The 17,220-nt window shown below is 37.7% G+C and carries 16 protein-coding genes; 1 reads left to right on the forward strand and 15 read right to left on the reverse strand.

Features of this window, described 5'->3' with window-relative positions; genetic code table 11:
- Positions 1-67 precede the first annotated feature (67 nt).
- Positions 68-1,375, reverse strand: coding sequence for a phosphopyruvate hydratase (gene eno / locus BN6465_RS01175; RefSeq protein WP_066730902.1), 1,308 nt, complete (start codon positions 1,373-1,375; stop codon positions 68-70).
- A 207-nt stretch (positions 1,376-1,582) separates the two neighbouring features.
- Here eno and BN6465_RS01180 point away from each other — a divergent pair, with 207 nt between their 5' ends.
- Complete coding sequence (locus BN6465_RS01180) at positions 1,583-2,425, forward strand: YitT family protein (RefSeq protein WP_066730904.1); 843 nt, start codon at positions 1,583-1,585, stop codon at positions 2,423-2,425.
- Between the two features lie 445 nt (positions 2,426-2,870).
- Here BN6465_RS01180 and BN6465_RS01185 read toward each other — a convergent pair whose 3' ends face one another.
- From BN6465_RS01185 to BN6465_RS01250, 14 genes are all read right to left on the reverse strand, one after another.
- Positions 2,871-4,271, reverse strand: coding sequence for a lipopolysaccharide biosynthesis protein (locus tag BN6465_RS01185; protein WP_066730907.1), 1,401 nt, complete (start codon positions 4,269-4,271; stop codon positions 2,871-2,873).
- 53 nt (positions 4,272-4,324) lie between these two features.
- On the reverse strand, positions 4,325-5,407 hold the full coding sequence (locus tag BN6465_RS01190; protein ID WP_082891554.1) for a polysaccharide pyruvyl transferase family protein: 1,083 nt from the start codon (positions 5,405-5,407) through the stop codon (positions 4,325-4,327).
- A 26-nt stretch (positions 5,408-5,433) separates the two neighbouring features.
- Positions 5,434-5,718, reverse strand: a complete 285-nt coding sequence (locus BN6465_RS01195) for a glycosyltransferase (RefSeq protein WP_066730908.1) — start codon at positions 5,716-5,718, stop codon at positions 5,434-5,436.
- Positions 5,684-6,088 (reverse strand): hypothetical protein, encoded by a 405-nt coding sequence (locus tag BN6465_RS01200; protein ID WP_066730909.1) that lies wholly within the window; start codon positions 6,086-6,088, stop codon positions 5,684-5,686. Before BN6465_RS01200 ends, BN6465_RS01195 begins: the two co-directional genes overlap by 35 nt.
- A 468-nt stretch (positions 6,089-6,556) precedes the next feature.
- Positions 6,557-7,693 (reverse strand): acyltransferase family protein, encoded by a 1,137-nt coding sequence (locus BN6465_RS01205; RefSeq protein WP_066730911.1) that lies wholly within the window; start codon positions 7,691-7,693, stop codon positions 6,557-6,559.
- Complete coding sequence (locus BN6465_RS01210; protein WP_066730913.1) at positions 7,677-8,903, reverse strand: glycosyltransferase; 1,227 nt, start codon at positions 8,901-8,903, stop codon at positions 7,677-7,679. Before BN6465_RS01210 ends, BN6465_RS01205 begins: the two co-directional genes overlap by 17 nt.
- A 16-nt stretch (positions 8,904-8,919) precedes the next feature.
- On the reverse strand, positions 8,920-10,131 hold the full coding sequence (locus BN6465_RS01215; RefSeq protein WP_066730915.1) for a hypothetical protein: 1,212 nt from the start codon (positions 10,129-10,131) through the stop codon (positions 8,920-8,922).
- Positions 10,132-10,166: 35 nt separating this feature from the next.
- A complete protein-coding gene (locus BN6465_RS01220; RefSeq protein ID WP_066730919.1) occupies positions 10,167-11,000 on the reverse strand; it encodes a glycosyltransferase family 2 protein in 834 nt (277 codons plus the stop codon).
- Between the two features lie 12 nt (positions 11,001-11,012).
- The gene (locus BN6465_RS01225) at positions 11,013-11,732 is read right to left on the reverse strand and encodes a glycosyltransferase family 4 protein (protein ID WP_242868058.1); all 720 of its coding nucleotides are present in this window, start codon (positions 11,730-11,732) and stop codon (positions 11,013-11,015) included.
- 351 nt (positions 11,733-12,083) lie between these two features.
- Positions 12,084-13,058, reverse strand: a complete 975-nt coding sequence (locus BN6465_RS01230; protein WP_066730922.1) for a GDP-mannose 4,6-dehydratase — start codon at positions 13,056-13,058, stop codon at positions 12,084-12,086.
- 4 nt (positions 13,059-13,062) lie between these two features.
- Positions 13,063-13,722: a D-sedoheptulose-7-phosphate isomerase gene (locus BN6465_RS01235; RefSeq protein ID WP_066730923.1), complete on the reverse strand. Its 660-nt coding sequence runs from the start codon at positions 13,720-13,722 to the stop codon at positions 13,063-13,065.
- A complete protein-coding gene (gmhB, locus tag BN6465_RS01240) occupies positions 13,719-15,059 on the reverse strand; it encodes a D-glycero-beta-D-manno-heptose 1,7-bisphosphate 7-phosphatase (RefSeq protein ID WP_330384710.1) in 1,341 nt (446 codons plus the stop codon). Before gmhB ends, BN6465_RS01235 begins: the two co-directional genes overlap by 4 nt.
- Before the next feature lie 6 nt (positions 15,060-15,065).
- Complete coding sequence (locus BN6465_RS01245; protein ID WP_066730925.1) at positions 15,066-16,073, reverse strand: GHMP family kinase ATP-binding protein; 1,008 nt, start codon at positions 16,071-16,073, stop codon at positions 15,066-15,068.
- A 15-nt stretch (positions 16,074-16,088) separates the two neighbouring features.
- A complete protein-coding gene (locus BN6465_RS01250; protein WP_066731117.1) occupies positions 16,089-17,093 on the reverse strand; it encodes an NAD-dependent epimerase/dehydratase family protein in 1,005 nt (334 codons plus the stop codon).
- Positions 17,094-17,220 lie beyond the last annotated feature (127 nt).

Below are 17,220 nucleotides of genomic sequence, written 5' to 3' on the forward strand. Positions count from 1 at the left end.
TTTCTTTTATGACTCCCATTATAAATAGTTTTGGCAGTATTTGCACGCCTTTTCCTAAAATTAGAATCTAAGAAAATCTTACGAAAGGATTCTCATACTTCGCAATTTCCCCCAGCCGTCCTTCGATACGCAGAAGCTGATTGTATTTTGCCACTCTCTCTGAACGGCAGGGCGCCCCAGTCTTGATCTGGCCGGTGTTGAATGCTACCGCTAAATCGGCGATAAACGGATCCGCCGTCTCACCGGAACGATGGGAAATGACCGCATTGTAACCTGCATTTTTTGCCATTTCAATCGCATCGATGGCTTCCGTCAGCGTACCGATCTGGTTGACCTTAATCAGGATAGCGTTGGCTATTTCCTTGAGAATACCCGCATTCAGCCGCTTCACATTCGTCACGAACAGATCATCGCCCACCAGCTGCATATCCCTTCCGAGGCGTGTTGTCAGAAGTTCCCAGCCTTCCCAGTCCTCTTCATCCAGTGCGTCCTCAATGGACATAATAGGAAATTCTCCCGCCAAGTCTTCATAATAATCAATCATTTCTTCGGTGGAGCGCACTACTTTATGCCCGTGCATCCTCCCCTCACCTTCAAACACATATTTCTTCATGTCTTTGTCGTAAAGTTCACTGGCCGCCGCGTCGAGCGCTATCACTACCTGCTCTCCCGGAAGATAGCTGGCCTTTCGGATCGCGTCCATAATAAACCGGAGAGCCTCCTTCGCGTCGGGCAGGTTCGGCGCAAATCCACCTTCGTCTCCCACCGCCGTCTGATAGCCCTGCTTGCTCAGCAGATACTTCAGCGCCTTGTATATCTCCGCACACATCTGCAGGCCTTCTTGAAATGATTTGGCCCCTACAGGCATAATCATAAACTCTTGAATATCAATGGTGTTGTCGGCATGCCGGCCTCCATTCATGATATTCATCATCGGGACTGGCATCTGTTTCGCGTTGGTCCCGCCCAGATATTGGTACAGTGGAATCCGGAGCGCTTTCGCAGCCGCGCGGGCTGCCGCCATAGAAACACCGAGCATCGCATTCGCGCCTAAATTGATTTTATTATCGGTTCCATCTAACTTAATCAGTAGCTGGTCGATTTTAGCCTGATCAAATACATTGACACCGATCATCTCCCTCGCAATACGGTCATTGACATGTTCTACTGCCTTGCGGACCCCAAGCCCTTGATAACGATGTTCTCCGTCCCTCAACTCGATTGCTTCATACTTGCCGGTGGACGCTCCGGACGGAACAGATGCCCTTCCCAAACAGTTCTCCCCCGCAAGAACCTCTACTTCCACCGTAGGATTCCCTCTTGAATCTAATATTTCTCTAGCGTATATGTCTGTAATCGGTAAATATTTATACATTGATTTCTTCCTCCTTTTGGGAGTTAGTATATCCGCTTAACAGGCAAAATACACACGCAAATTTTGTATCATCGTATACATTCAAGTTGATTCGAAAAAACTGTTGACATTCGAAAATAGTGGGGGTACAATGCGTTTAGAAATGTCGGCCTAGTCCACTTTTCTAAACCGTAAATGTTTCAAATACAAAACTTGGGGAATTTAAAAATGAAAAAAAAACTACAAAGTTTTATCATGATGACATTCGCAACTCTTATTATGTCCATCGGGACTTACTTTTTTAAGTTTACCAATAATTTCACCTTCGGAGGAATTACTGGTCTCGCTGTTCTCGTAGCCAAGACAGGCGTTATCTCGGCCGCAGATTTTTCGTTTATCGCGAACATGCTGCTGCTTGTTGTCGGAGCCCTGATTCTCGGCAAAAAGTTCGTCGCTAAGACTGCATACTGCAGTATCCTTCTATCTGTGACGCTCTCACTTCTGGAGCGTATTTACCCTATGACTAAGCCATTCACCGACCAGCCTATGCTGGAGGTAATGTTCGCCATAGCGCTGCCGTCTCTCGGCTCAGCAATTTTATTCAATATCGGTGCGTCCAGCGGCGGTACCGACATTATTGCAATGATAATGAAAAAGTATACCAGCTTCAACATCGGCCGCGCTCTTTTGCTCACCGACGTTGCAATTACCATAGCAGGTTTCTTCATCTTCGATATGAAAACGGGACTGTATTCCTGCTTCGGACTTGCCATCCGCTCATTCTTGATCGACAACTTTATCGAAAGTTTGAACTTGTCCAAATACTTTAATGTTGTGTGCAGCAGGCCCGATCCTATCTGTGACTTTATCGTCCACGAACTGCACCGGGGAGCTACCGTATGCGACGCGCAGGGCGCGTTTTCCGGTTCTAAAAAATATATTATTTTTACGGCGCTCAACAGACAGCAGGCCGTCAAGCTCCGTAATTACATAAAAGAAGAAGACCCAGCGGCATTCATCCTGATTTCCAACACAAGCGAGATTATCGGGAAAGGGTTCCATAGTATTTAATCCAGTAAAGACAATTGTCGTCCCCTCCATATAGGAAAATGGAGAGGACGACAATTTTATTTCTCGCAAATGGATTCAATTCTTTAATATTTATAAATATACTTTTCCTTTTATTCCCCTTCGAATAAGCACTGTTCATTGCAATAGCGGTTTCCAAGATAACTTTTAGCCATTCCTATTTACTTATAAATAACCTTTATTAAACGTTGCGTTCTCACGTACCTTCAAATCAGCCAGCGCATACAGACTGAATTCCCCGCATTCATTTTTATCTACAAATACTACTTCGTCACACGGGTACTAATTATTATTCAACAATGGAATATCATGCATAGTAAAAATTGGAATTCATTTCAACAATATTCTGGATAAGTGCCAATACCTCCCTGTAATTCTACGCAAATATTTCTTAATCATATACCCCTCCCTTTCCTAATAATGTACTCTATTTAAGTTTAAATCTCTTTAAAACCGTATTTACCACAGGGGCAATCAACTCTTGATTCAGCCAGAACAAATATGCTCCCCCGGCAATACACAATCCTAGACTAAGCAGAAGACTGTCCGTAAATATGACAGTAGCAATTAATAATATATTTAGAATTGTCAACCAGATAAACTGCCCCCAGTTAACCTTTAATATAAAATAACGCTTTGTATGCTGAATTCGAACTATAAACAGAAACAGGTATGAAACAAATGTAGACAAACTAGCCGCCTGCAAACCAATAAAATGAATAGCTCCTAAATTGACTGCTGCATTTATTAACGCTGCCAATACTGTTGTCATAACACTTCGCTTTGTCTCCTGAGAAATCTGATAGCCCATGCCAAGAAAGCTGCTTAATGCACTGAAAACCGCTCCCAGATACAAAAAACCTGTATAGATCCATGCTGTTTTATATTCAATGGATACAAATAATTCAATAACAATTTTTGTTGCCGGAATTGCACAGATACAAATAGAAAACAGTAAAATATAATATTTCCGAAAAATATTACTAAAAAAGACATTTCTGTTAGGCGAATTATATTCTTTGATTGCGGATTCCTGCCACGCCAAGTAAAAAATACTCGTTACAGTCGTCAAAATTGTTGGAAACTTATAAGCCACTGAAAAAAGCCCGTTATACGCTGCTCCTAGAAAAAAGAGAATAATGTATCGGTCAGATGAGTTTACAATCCACCAACAGATTGTATTAGGAACCAATGGTGCCGAATAATGAAATAATGTCCGAAAAACTGTTCTGTCAAACTTATTTTTCCACACACACCGCAATTGCTCTTCTTTTATAAAAAGCAGAATAATACAGGCAATGTTTGCGATTGTCTTAGATGCCAGCAATGCGGCCACGCCTAATTTCAACCCAACAAGTCCAATAACTTCACATATCAGCATACAAACACTGTTAAAAACACCACAAAACGCATATAGCTTACTATCGCCAAGTCCACGTATTGAATCCTGAAAATAAAGATATATCATGGTACTGGCCAGATACAGCGCTATTAGTCCTGTATATTCCAAATAGTGTATCGTTGAAAATATAAGCAAACAAATCTCAGCTACTACGGTCGTACAACAAAGGAATCTAAATCCTGTACTGAGGACACCCTCTTTATTGACTCCCTCAACCAAGAAACGATAAACACCATCATTCATCTGAAAAATAATGATCGGCTGAACCAAGGATACGGTTGTAAGTATCAAATCATAGTACCCCATCTCTTTCTGATCGATGAAATAGGTGTACACAAGTACCATTACATATGCCAGTATTTTAGAGCTAAAGTTGCCTATCGCATAAATTATTGTTTTTTTTACCAATGTCTTTTCTCTACTCATAAAGTCTTGTCTCCTAGACAACTAGTTTATCCATACATATGCTGTTTTACGTTTCAAACGTTATTGCAAATCAAGGTAATATACTGCTGCATTACTTTTATTTTATGTTCAATCAATTGATGTGATTTTTCAACAGGCTTCACGCGGACGAACATTTCAATCAAGTTGATGACCTTTTCTACACTGGTTCCAATCTCAATATTCGTTGCCAGAAACCCATCTGTTGTGCTTGACCTGCTGTCATGCTTAATCATAATACCCGGAATTCCTAATGACGCTGCCATTCCAATACCATGCACTCTTCCACCCAATACCAGATCAAACTGGTTATATATATCTGTGTAGTCTCTGGCATCGTAAGAATAGCAAATATCTGTGTTGGGGAACTCTTTTTTTGCTTGATCAATTTCATCTATATAATGACAGATAAGGCTAACATCATATCTTTTTATTATCTCAGGATATAATTTTAGCAGATATTTATGTAAATCCCCCGAAACATTATTTCCCTTAAGAGTTCGGTCAGTTGCATAAATTAACCCTATTTTTTCAACTTTCTCTACAAGACGATTAGATTGTGCTGCCAATAATGCTGGACAAGGTAGATATTTTGCATGATATTGTTCTAACAATTCTTCTGTCACCAAATCTCGTGTAGTAATTAATTTTGCTTTTTGAAGAACTCTATTTACAACTGGATTTGCTTTTTCAAATGCAGTACTGTCTCCTGCCCCAATTCCCAAGAACAAAGTTGGAATATCAGCCTGCTCAATCATTCTATACATTGGAAGGAGTCTCCTTCCATACCATTCTGGAGAGCCTGCAAATATTGCAATATCAATATTCTCCGCGTTCATGTCATCCTTGTATGAATTGTCATAATGTCCAATTCTCAATACATCCTGTAAAATCCCCTTACCCTTAAAGGTTTTCTTATCCCATTCATAGGTGTAATTCATCCGTTGAGTTTTGTTTCTTAATTTACTGCCACCTCTAATGTCCGGGCTGCGATTAAAGATAATTGGATTAATTACATCACCATATATTTGCTTCAATATATTAATGCATCCCAGCATAATAAATTCATCTCCGGGATTCCATTGCCTTGTTGTTGAAATCAATACATTAATTCTCATGTTTTCTCCTCTGCTATTGATAAAATTTACTTTTCTATATTTTCTATCATTTGAATATAATCTTCTACAGATTCTTCCAAGTTAAAATAATTAGTAATCAACATTCTTTGCTCTTGTAAGAGTTTCTTTTTATCAATTTCATCTGCTAAAAGGAGTCTTACGATTTGCTCATAATCTTCAGGCTCCGAACAATGAAAGTAATTTATCCCATTTTCAGCCGGAATTCCTTCTATACCAATGTCATTTGTAAGAACAGGGATACCTGCCGACAACGCCTCAATTACTTTTACTTTGATTCCTGTTCCGTTCAAAAGTGGTGATACGATTTTCCGCTACTATAAAACGAACATCAGTGACCACTAATAAAGGCATAACATTATCAATAAACCAAATTGCAGCCTCATAATTTTCTGGGCGATACATCGCGTCCCAAAATAAAATGTCACGATTTACCTGCTCTCTCTTTATAAGTGACATATTATGAAAGTAGGAAGTCAGCACATGGATTTTCTCTTTTGGGACACTGTTTTCTATCAATAATTTTTTATCTTTTTTACTCTGTGGCATAACTATATCACAAGCTGATATCGCATCAAGCTCTACCTCTTTTATTTTCAGATAATGCTTTTTAAGTCTATAGCGCTTTTTTATACTTCCAGCAGACAGCAAGAAATTTTCCATTCAAGCTGAATTACATCTGGCAGTTCATTTTCTCTTTCTAACTTTCGCAGATATTGTAATATTTTCACTTTTTTGTTAGTTAAAATATCTTTTCTTTTACAAGGAATTTCCCGAAACAATCCAAAATAGCAAGTTCAATATTAGATTTAAGCGTCCCACTAGACAGGATAAAAGTATGCTCAATCTTATATTCGTTTAAATCAGATTACATAAGAGTACTTCTTCTTCCAAATGCAACTAGTGAAAATTGAAAATCTGTTCTTTTTGCAAGGCATCTCAAATAATAATTAAAAATTTTTTCACTTCGTCAAAAGATACACAATATTCTTCACATCAATGTTATAGCGTTCTGTAATATAAACTATTAATGTTATACCATCCCCTTTTCTTTCAGGAAATGATATAGAGCATAGGTTTGTAACACTGCTCCATAGTTTGTTGAACAGCTCACTGTAATGAATGCCACTTTCATTTGTATCCCCTCTTTCTTAGCTCTAATCCTTTTATTTTTTTTGTTATGTATACCGGAAGTAATATTGATAATATAGAAATAATTATCACCACCACTAAATATATCAAATTCGGAACTTTCCAATCCACTAATATAAAAGCAAATCCCCACTTTAGTAAATAGATAAGTGGTAAATGAAATAAATATATTTCAAAGGAACTCTCTAATATTAGTTTTTTTATACCTTTAACCTCATAACGAATTAAGTAATTGGACATCCCAATAATTGATATACATCCCATTATAGCTGTAATAAATACAAAAATTTTACTAAAAACTTTAAGTATAATAATTATCAAAAATTCTTTACAGTATTGTTTTTTTACCAATATGTCTATCAGTTGACTTACTAGAAACATAGCTGAAAAAACACATAAATATTGTTTCCGGTATTTACCAAAATGCTTTGAAAGAGATTCCCGTCTCTTTTCAAATAAGATTCCTAATAAAAACCAAAATAGAAATTCAGCACTTCTCCCTATTTGAAACGGTAAATCATAAAGCTGTGGAGCAATTGCCCATAATCCCCATGTCAAAATCAGTACTATAATACATAATCCTTTTTTATCAAATATTTTAAATTTTTTTAAAATGGCAGCTAATATAGTCACTTGAAATAGCATTGGAAGAAACCACAAATAATTAATATCTCTTCCCCAAATAACATCCAATATAATTGCTTTTACAAAATTGATATCTAAACTATAGTAGCCCACCAAAAATCTGATTGGGATAAAGATTATTATAGCAACTACAAAATATGGAAAAATTAATCTTTTAATCTTTTTTTGAATATAATTTATGTTACATATTTTAAAGCTAAATTCAAAAACAGCGCCTGAAAGTAAAACAAACAATGGCATATGAAACGAATAAATAGTAATTCTTAGCATTTCTAAAATATCATCAATCCATATTTTGCTATAATCCATGTGCCTTTGATTTGAAATCACCTGCCCCTTGCAGTTCAACATCACTAATGTTGAACAATGCCCTATCACAACCAAAATCGTTACGATTATTCTTATATAATCATACAAATATATATGTTCATCTGCCTTAGCCTTTTTTATATTTTTATTTTTTTGTGGCATTTTTCTCCCCTAAATGTTTTATTAGTGAAATATAGTCTTTTGCTGATTTTTCCAAGTCAAAATATTTTTCTATTACTTGATACTGATTTTCCAGCAAACTGTCTTTCTCTATTTCTCCATTTAAGAATTTTTTTATAAAATATGCGTAGTCCTGTGCGGTCTCACAATGGAAATATGAAACACCGTCTTCTGCTGGTATTCCTTCAATTCCAATAGAATTTGTAAGAATTGGTATTCCCGCTGATAAGGCTTCAATCACTTTTACCTTTATCCCTGCTCCAGTCAATAATGGTGATACAAAACAAAGACTATTTGCAAAATATGGCGTTTCATCCTCAATAAATCCAGTAACAATAACCCTGTCATTACTTCTTATTTGAAGCTCTTTGGGCGGGCGATTTCCGGCTACTATAAAACGAACATCTGTGTCCTCTAATAAAGACATAACATTATCAATAAACCAAATTGCAGCCTCATAATTTTCCTGACGGTACATTGCTCCCCAAAACAGAATGTCATGATTTACTTGCTCCCGTTTTATATGGGACATATTATGAAAATACGCTGTCAATACATGGATTTTTTCTTCCGGAACATTGTTTTCCATCAACAATTTTTTATCTTTTTCATTTTGTGGCATAACTATATCACAAGCCGATATTGCATCAAGCTCCAATTTTTTTAATTTAAGATAACGTTTTTTAAGCCTATGGCGTACTTTCCCGTCTGCTTGTATATATTTTCTCTGTGCCCCGAGAAAACTGACATCATGTTCGGATGCAATAATTTTAGCATATGGGAACACCTTTTTTATTGATTTAACCAACAAAACCATATTAGTCCATTCAAGAATAATTACATCCGGTTCGAATCCCTCTTCATGTAACTGCTTTACTTCTTTTAAGATATAATATTTTTTAAAATATGATTGTTCAAAACACCTTTGAAACGTACATATTCCCCAAATGTCCATTAAAATTCTTTTTATATTCAATAATGATGTTCCCATAGTAAGTACAAACCGGCAGTCTATTTTTTCTCTTATTTCCTTAATAAACTGTCGCTCATCCGCTTTACATAAACCTATAACTTTCAAATCAATACCATCATTTGCGTTTGCGGCATTAACATAATAGTAAAATGTCTTTCCCCCTGCATGACAAATAGATTTATAAGGAATTGCATTTGTCAAATATAACAGTCTCACCATTTCTCAACAGCCTCCTTCAACTGGCCAAAGCAAAAATCAGTAAAATTATCAGTGTCACAAATATAAAATAAAGTACTCTTCTTCTTTGAGACATTTCCTCAATTCCTACACTTACCAAAAAAGCCAACGGATAAATAATCATTAATTTATGCCGTGGTTCTGAAACACTTCCGTAGAAAACACCATATAACATTGCAATATTTATAAAGATTACCCCCCATAACCCAATTTGTTTAAATTGTTTTTTTCGAATACACTGCACTCCTCCTAAAATGGCAAGCGGCATAATATATACATTCCAACAAGACAACATAAAATATATCCACTCCGTATTTCCCCCAAAGATAGCATGATAAGTATTTTTCATATGCATAACATTATATGATTGAGAAACAATATTAGGGAAAAAAATATATTTTACCATCTCAACAATATCAAAGTTATAAGAATATTCCCAAAAAACAAAAAAGATTTTAGCAAAATAGTCAATCAATGGTTGTGACACAAAAAAAATCCCTAGAAAACTAATAGAAGTAATAACTGCTGTTTTTTCTTTCTTTAATGCATATGCAATATAAATGGGTACTGTAATTAACAGCGAATATATTCTTAAAAGGGTGCTTAACAATATTAAAATAGAACAAAAAATATGATTCACTTTATGTTTTTGTACATTTTTCATTAATAAAGAAATAAAAAAAACTATCCAGATATCCCGCATCAAAACAGCAGACATTTGCAAAACAGCAGTACATGACAGTAATATAATGCACAGTATATTTCGATTTTTTTTATTACTTTTAACAAAAAAATCTGCTATATTCAACATAGCACATATTGCAACAATTGCTTGAATTACATACAATAGTTGTAAAGAAAATTGCACAGAAATTATAGTGGGCATAAACACAACAAATGCAATCATATACGCATATGCTATATATCCAAAATTATTAATTGAAATAATATAACGTGTACTAATTCTGGAAAGTTTATATATTGGCATCCCGTTAACAATAGCCTTTGCGCCCTCAAAATGTATTGATAAATCCGCACCTGGCACTCCATATTTCCAATGGTATACCGATTCCAAATATATATTTAAAATTATCGAAAAAATTATATAGAAACCAAGAGCACCTAATAACATTAGCACTGTCTTTCCTTTTTCCTGTTTTATCCTTTTCCAAAACAAGTTAAATGCAATTGCAAAAATGACAATCCCCATTATAGTCCCCCTATCAATTTATCAATTACTTTTCTTTATCCTCTCCAAATAATAATCAGTCCACGTACTGCTTTACAAACCAGTCTGGAAAAATAGTTATAATGCCTGTATTTTTTCAGATAAATATCCATACTCCTAAAAGTAGTCTTTAACCGCTTAATGCTTCTGTTGCCTTGTGTTTTTTTCACACTTTCAGATTCCATATGTATAATGCTGGTTTCCGGGTAATAAAAAGTATAGTACCCTGCTTTCAGCATCCGTTCCGCCAAAATATTTTCTTCCTCATATAAAAATGTACTCTCATCCATACAGTTAATTTGTCTCATCACACTATTCCTTAACAACATACAGCACCCATGTACACGGTACACTTTTTGAGAAATGCCACTTTGCTTTTTTCTTTTATATTTATCAAAAGCAATCCCCAATGTCATACTCCACAAATTAGGACGTGTACAATATGGTGAATACACAATGCCATCCAGATAATAAATTTGGGGTCCAACACATCCAATATCTGTTTTCATATCAGCTACTTCTACCATTTTTCTTAAAATATGCATGTCCTTGATAAGCACATCATTATTAAGAATCCATGTATACACAAAGCCATGAGAAATAGCATAACGAATACCGATATTGTTACCTGCTGCATAGCCGCTGTTCACATCATTTTTATAGAATATATAATTTTTCAATTCTGCCATTTCTGCCAATTTTACTGCCGATTCATTTGGTGAAGCATTGTCCACAACCATAATTTTATAATTAGGATATATCAATTTACCAAGCTCTTCGACTAACCGCAAAGTAAGCTGGTATGTACTATAATTCAAAATGACAATTAACGTTTTAGGATAACTTTTCATGAATTTTTCCTTTTAATATTTTGTTGACAAAATTGTACTTAAAAAACATTCTGCCACCGCCTCCGCCGCATATTTCTGATACCCGAACATATATGCATTATGGGAAAAATCATCCAGTTCCTCTGCTGAAAACTTATTAACTTTACTGATAACATTTGCAAAGCCTTTCACGTCTTTCTGTGGTACCAAAAAACCTGTTTCTCCCTCTTTCACTTGTTCGCTAATTGCTCCCACATTAAAAGCAATCACTGGTCTTGAATATTTGCATGCATCCACAATGACACCTGATTGAGTAGCTGAGGCATACGGTAATACAACCCAATCAGCACCTTTAAAATAATTTTCCATTTCTTTATCCGATACTTCTCTATCATCAACAAATACATTCGGATACTTTTTTAATTTATTAACTATTGCAATGCTTTCTTCATCCGGTTCACCGACAACCTGATATTGTATTTGAGGCGTTCTTCCTATAATCCCCTCTAATAAATCAAACCCTTTATACTTGCGAATTCGCCCAAAGCATAAAAATTTGCCGCTATGAGGGCTACACATCTCTGGTGGGAAATGTCTCCAAAGTTCTAAACAGGTTATCTCCCTTTCTGGTAAACGGTATTTTTCCGCCAGAACCTTTTTATACTTCTTGTTCCTCAGGATAATGTGGTCTGCCATTTTGCACGTAACAAAGTTACATGCGGCCATGGCATGATTCTTGTCATGTGGAATCACATCATGTACCGCGACCACCTTCACTGTACGCGGACACAACATCATCAAAAGCACATTCCACAAATGCATACTTTCAAAATAAAGATATTTTATTTTATGTTCCTTGATTGTTTTTGCAATTTTCCTCAGAACACGTAGCCTGAATGTTCCTTTTGTGATTCCGGGACGCAAAGGACAATCAAAATAAAAATTGTTGTCTGTATGCGGCGCTATCAGTGATTTGGGATTTTTCAAACCAACCGTATAAATCTTATGTTTAGGGTATAACGCCTCAAACATACTGTATACGACGTTCTGATGGTCCGCATTGTCAGAAAATGTAATCAAACAGATTCTTTCATTTGCCATTATCTATACTCCTTGTTTTTTTCTCCAGTAATCCAACATATCTTTAATTGTCTGCTCCATCGGAATCTTTTGACTCCATCCTGTGTCCTTCTTTAATCTGGTCACGTCTCCAACAATCACTTTTTCATCAGTCGGCCTGAGCAGTGCCTTGTCTACATAGACAGCAAACGTATGCCCTATTTGTGTCTCAATCATTTTTAGAATATCGCTTATTTTGTATATATGCTCTGATGAAATGTTATACACCTCGCCGGGAATACCTCTTTTTGCGAGCAGCAAAAGTGCCTCCACCAAATCTCTTTGATCCATAATTGCCCGGCGCGTCTCCAAATTTCCCACTCTCATTTCATAACGTCCAGTCTGCTCCGCCTGAATTGCCCGATAGGTAAAATCCGAGGTAACATCATTCACCTTTCGTGTTCCCGTAGAGTTGAAGATACGTGCACGGATACAACGAATATTATCATTCACATAATACTGAAATGAGAGTAAATCCTGCCCCACCTTACTGACACCGTAAGGATGCAGCGGCTGGAGCTGCGCTGTCTCTTTGACATAGATTTCTTTTCCCTCTATCTGATTAAGGGTTTCACCATATTCTGCGCTGGAACATGCCACAACGACTATCGGGTCGTATTTGGCATAAAAAAATTTTCTTACCTTTTTGATTGCTTCATAGACTGCAATCGTGCCGTTTACATTTGTGTCTATCGTTTCATAAGGGCGTTCCCATGAAACAGTAGGATAACTTTGTGCCGCCAGATGAAAGATTTGTTCCGGCTGGAAATCCAAAATAATTTTTTCTATATTCTGTGAATAGCGCACATCACACTCAATCATCTGTATCTCTGAAGGAATTTCTTCAATATCAGTAGTCGGCTTATAATATGTTCCAACCACTTCTTGTCCCTGACTATGTAACAATTCGACCATATGAGAACCGACCATTCCTCCGGCTCCTGTCACTAATACCCTCATAATTTTATTCTCCTCCAAAAAAATGTTCTTCAAGCATCAAACACCAGCAATGATATATCGGCAGATGCAATTCCTGAATCATATAAGTCTCTGTTGCCGGAACTCTGACTGTCACATCTGCTGCATTGGCAAGCTCGCCGCCGTTTTCTCCGGTCAATCCGATTATCTTAATTCCCTGTGCTCTTGCAACAACTGTCGCATTCATAATGTTCTTACTGTTTCCTGAGGTTGAGATACCAAGAAACACATCTCCTTCTCTCCCATAGCCAAATAACTGCTGTGCAAAGACACCCAGCCCATCCACATCATTGATATATGCCGTGGTCAATGCTTCATGTGCAACTAAAGGAATCGCCATAAGTGAACATTCCAGATTCTTAGCAAGCTCGGCTCCCCGCTTAGCATCAACTGCTTTTAAACTTTTGGCAAATTTCTCACTCACAGGTCTTGGTGTCTTAAATCTTTTCATTAATTCGCCTGCGATATGCTCTGCATCTGCCGCTGAGCCTCCATTCCCTGCAATAAGCAATTTTCCGCCCTTCTGGTAGCTTTCTTCCATAATAAGATATGCATTCACAATATCTTCTCTAACTGCATCAAGCATCGGATACCGTTGCAACAGTAACTCAATATGTTTATCTAATTTGTTATTCCATACATTCATAAGTTTCCTCCGCACCTAGTCTCGTTTTTTGAAGCTCCGGCCATTACTGTTTTCGCAAACTCTAAAAGAGAAGACGTTGTAATCTGTTGTCCATAATCTTTCCCTCCATCTCCCAGCAGTGCGGTATGACACCCGGCTCTCATTCCGGCCTGTATATCGTTTTCACCGTCCCCCACCATCCACGACTGTGCCAAATCAATATGGAATTCGTGTGCCGCTTCAAGTAGCATTCCCGGTCTTGGCTTTCGGCACTGACAGTCAATCTTATATTCGACTCTCTCACCCTCATACCCTTTATGAGGGTGGTGCGGGCAAAAATATATTGCATCCAGATATGCTCCCTTTTCTCCAAGAAGCGTTTCCATCTTATTGTGAATCTCTTCCAAGCCTTCGAGACTTACTTCACCACGTGCAATAACCGGCTGATTCGTCACAACGATTGCAAGATAACCGGATTCATTGATTATCCTTATAGCTTCAGCTACACCATCTATCAACTCAAATTCATCCTTGTCTCTGAGGAATCCTACATATTTATTGATAGTCCCATCCCTATCCAGAAAAATAGCTTTTTGCAAATAGTACAGATTTTTTTGCTTTACTTTCCCCGACGCAAAATCATCACATACAGCACCGTAACGTTCCGGTGTTCCCATATCCTTTACATATTCAGGACTGTCATAAACAAACATTTTTCCCTTGCCTGCCAGCGGCTTCAGTAGTTGGCGGTCTAAATCTATTTTAGATGTATGAATATCAGTTTTTAAAATCTCAGGTGACATGACATGAAGACCGGCGTTTACCCTGTTCTTGTAATATCTAGGACGTTCATCCTCCTTGGCCAGCCATCGCTGTACTACATTCTCTTTGTCTGCAATAATCAGTCCACTGTCATGAGGGTGATTATTGGGGTGTGTGAACAACGTAACCAGTCCGCCTTGTTTCCTGTGATATTCTGTAAATCTATTGAAATCCACATCAAACATTGCATCTGCATTCAGCAGCAGAAAATCATCCCAAAGCCTGTCCTTGATTTGAAACAAAGCTCCTGCATTTCCAAGCGGCTCATTCTCAACAAAATATTCAATATGAACACCAAATGTTCTGCCAGTAACAGGCGAGATATTGCTACCATCACCAAAGTAATCCATAATAATGTTTCCCAGATGACCAACGGTTAAAATAATATCCGTAAATCCCTGAGCACATAGACATTCTATTTCATGTTCCAAAACAGGTTTCCCCTCAACTCTAATCATTGGTTTGGGGATATTACTTGCAATAGATGATATTCTTGTCCCTTTTCCGCCAGCCATTATCACAACTTTCATCTTCATAAGTCCTCAATCTTCTTCCTGCGGGACATAGTTTTCCGGTGTATAATGAATCACTCTTGTCCCTCCATCTTCAAACTCAAACGGCACATACATGAGATTATGCATTGCCTCACGGACTGCATTCTGTTTATCCTGTGGAACATAAAAGACAAAGAACCCGCCTCCTCCGGCACCAAGCAATTTACCTCCAAGAGCGCCAGCCCGCATAGCTGCTTCATATAATGTATCAATATTATTAGTAGAAATGTTACTTCCTGTCTGACGCTTTAATTTCCATGTAACATCTAAAAGACGACCAAACTCATCCAAATCGGCATACTTATCACTGAGCACGTTTTCTGCTGCATCAACAAGAGAAAGCATTTCCTGCAATTGCGCCCTTTTTTCACCGGCAGTTATTTGATTTGCCTTTTGCACATCTGAGGAGAATCGGGTAAATCCGGTAAAGAACATCATCAGGTTACTATTCAATTGTTTTTTTCGCTCCGGTGAGATGATGACTGGTAAAACATCATATCCTTCTGCATTAAAATTAATACGGTTCAGCCCACCATATGAGGCCGCAATCTGGTCCTGCCAGCCTCCTGCTTCATGGCAGAGTTTTCGCTCTAAGTAGATGGCATCATCAGCTAGTTTCTTTTTATCGGCATATTTTCCTTTCAACGCATAGAATGCGTTCAGCATTCCTACTGCGAAAGAACTGCTTGTCCCCAGACCGGAACGAGCGGGTAAATCAGCTTCATATGTAAGCCGAATTTCATGCATATCCAGATATTCCATTGCATTTCTAATTGCCGGATGCTCTATGTTCTCGACTGAAGATACTCGTTCAATTCTGGAATATGTAAGTTCCGTAGAATACTCAAAGAAACGTGGAAGGTGGCGTACGTTTACATAACAATATTTGTCAAAAGTTGTTGAAAGAACAGCTCCTCCATTTTCCCGGAAGAACTCTTCCATGTCTGTTCCACCGCCAAAGAATGACATTCTAAAGGGTGTCTGTGTTATAATCATTTTCCTTTGTTCTCCTTACTTCAATCCTCTGCCATCACAGTCCTTATACCAGTCTCTTAATGATTCTTCAAAAGTGTAGTAAAATTGGTATCCGCTTGCAGCAAGCTTTTTCCCGCAGATATTAGTGGAAATCATCAGCTTTTTTACTCTGGCCGGATGTAGCCCGACCTTTTTCCCGCCAATTGGTCCTAGAATGGTTGCTGCACTCATTAATATCCATGCCGGAACTAACGGAATATGGCGCCTCATGTTCGTTGCTTTCTGCATAGTCATGCATATCTGTTCAATTGTGTAAGCGGGCTCAAATGTACAGTTGAAAATATCGCTTCCCGGAAAATCATTATCAATCATCCGATATTTGAAAAACCGAACCAATTCTTTCACGTACATGCACGCTTTAACGGTATCTTTGCGTCCCGGATAAAAGAAATATCGCTTTCTCTGCCCCCAGTAAAGACGTGTGAAATTACCATGTTCGCCCTTACCGTATACAACGCCCGGTCGTACTATTGTCAATTCTCGATCTGCCTCTTTTTCCTGCCATCCTATATGAATTGTCTCTGCTACCAGTTTGCTGATACCGTATGGGGTGTTGGGCGTTGGCAATGTGTCTTCTTTCTTTGATTCCTCTGCCGCTCCATATGGCGCAATAGAACTGGTAAACAAAATCCTCTTTATTCCATATTTATCGGCAAATCTAGTTATATTTTCTGCTCCACGGATATTGGTTTCAAAATACTCATAATCAGGGTGACCCGGTGTGCGATGCACTGCTGCCAAATTGAAAATGACATCCTTTGCAGAGGGCTCATACTCAAATTCGATAGGCTTACGGACATCCAGACGGATATATTCCACTCCGTCAATATGCTCAACCTTCCCCGGAACAACGCCTTCTTCTCCGGGCATTACAATATCAAGATTAAGTATCTTATCACCCAAAGCCACACATTCTTTCTGAAGCAGTTTAATCAAATGGGTTCCGATAAAACCGGAACCACCAAAAATAATATAATTCATCTCTTGTCTCCCTTGATAAATTCCTCCAAACACAAAAATAAAAAATAACTTCGAATGCTCTCCGCCTGTAAACAGGCGCTTCTTTGACGACCCGTGAAAGTGGGCCGCCCGGCGGCATTCAACCGGA

Origin of the sequence: Bariatricus massiliensis (genome assembly GCF_900086725.1) — a bacterium.
GTDB lineage: Bacteria > Bacillota > Clostridia > Lachnospirales > Lachnospiraceae > Allocoprococcus > Allocoprococcus massiliensis.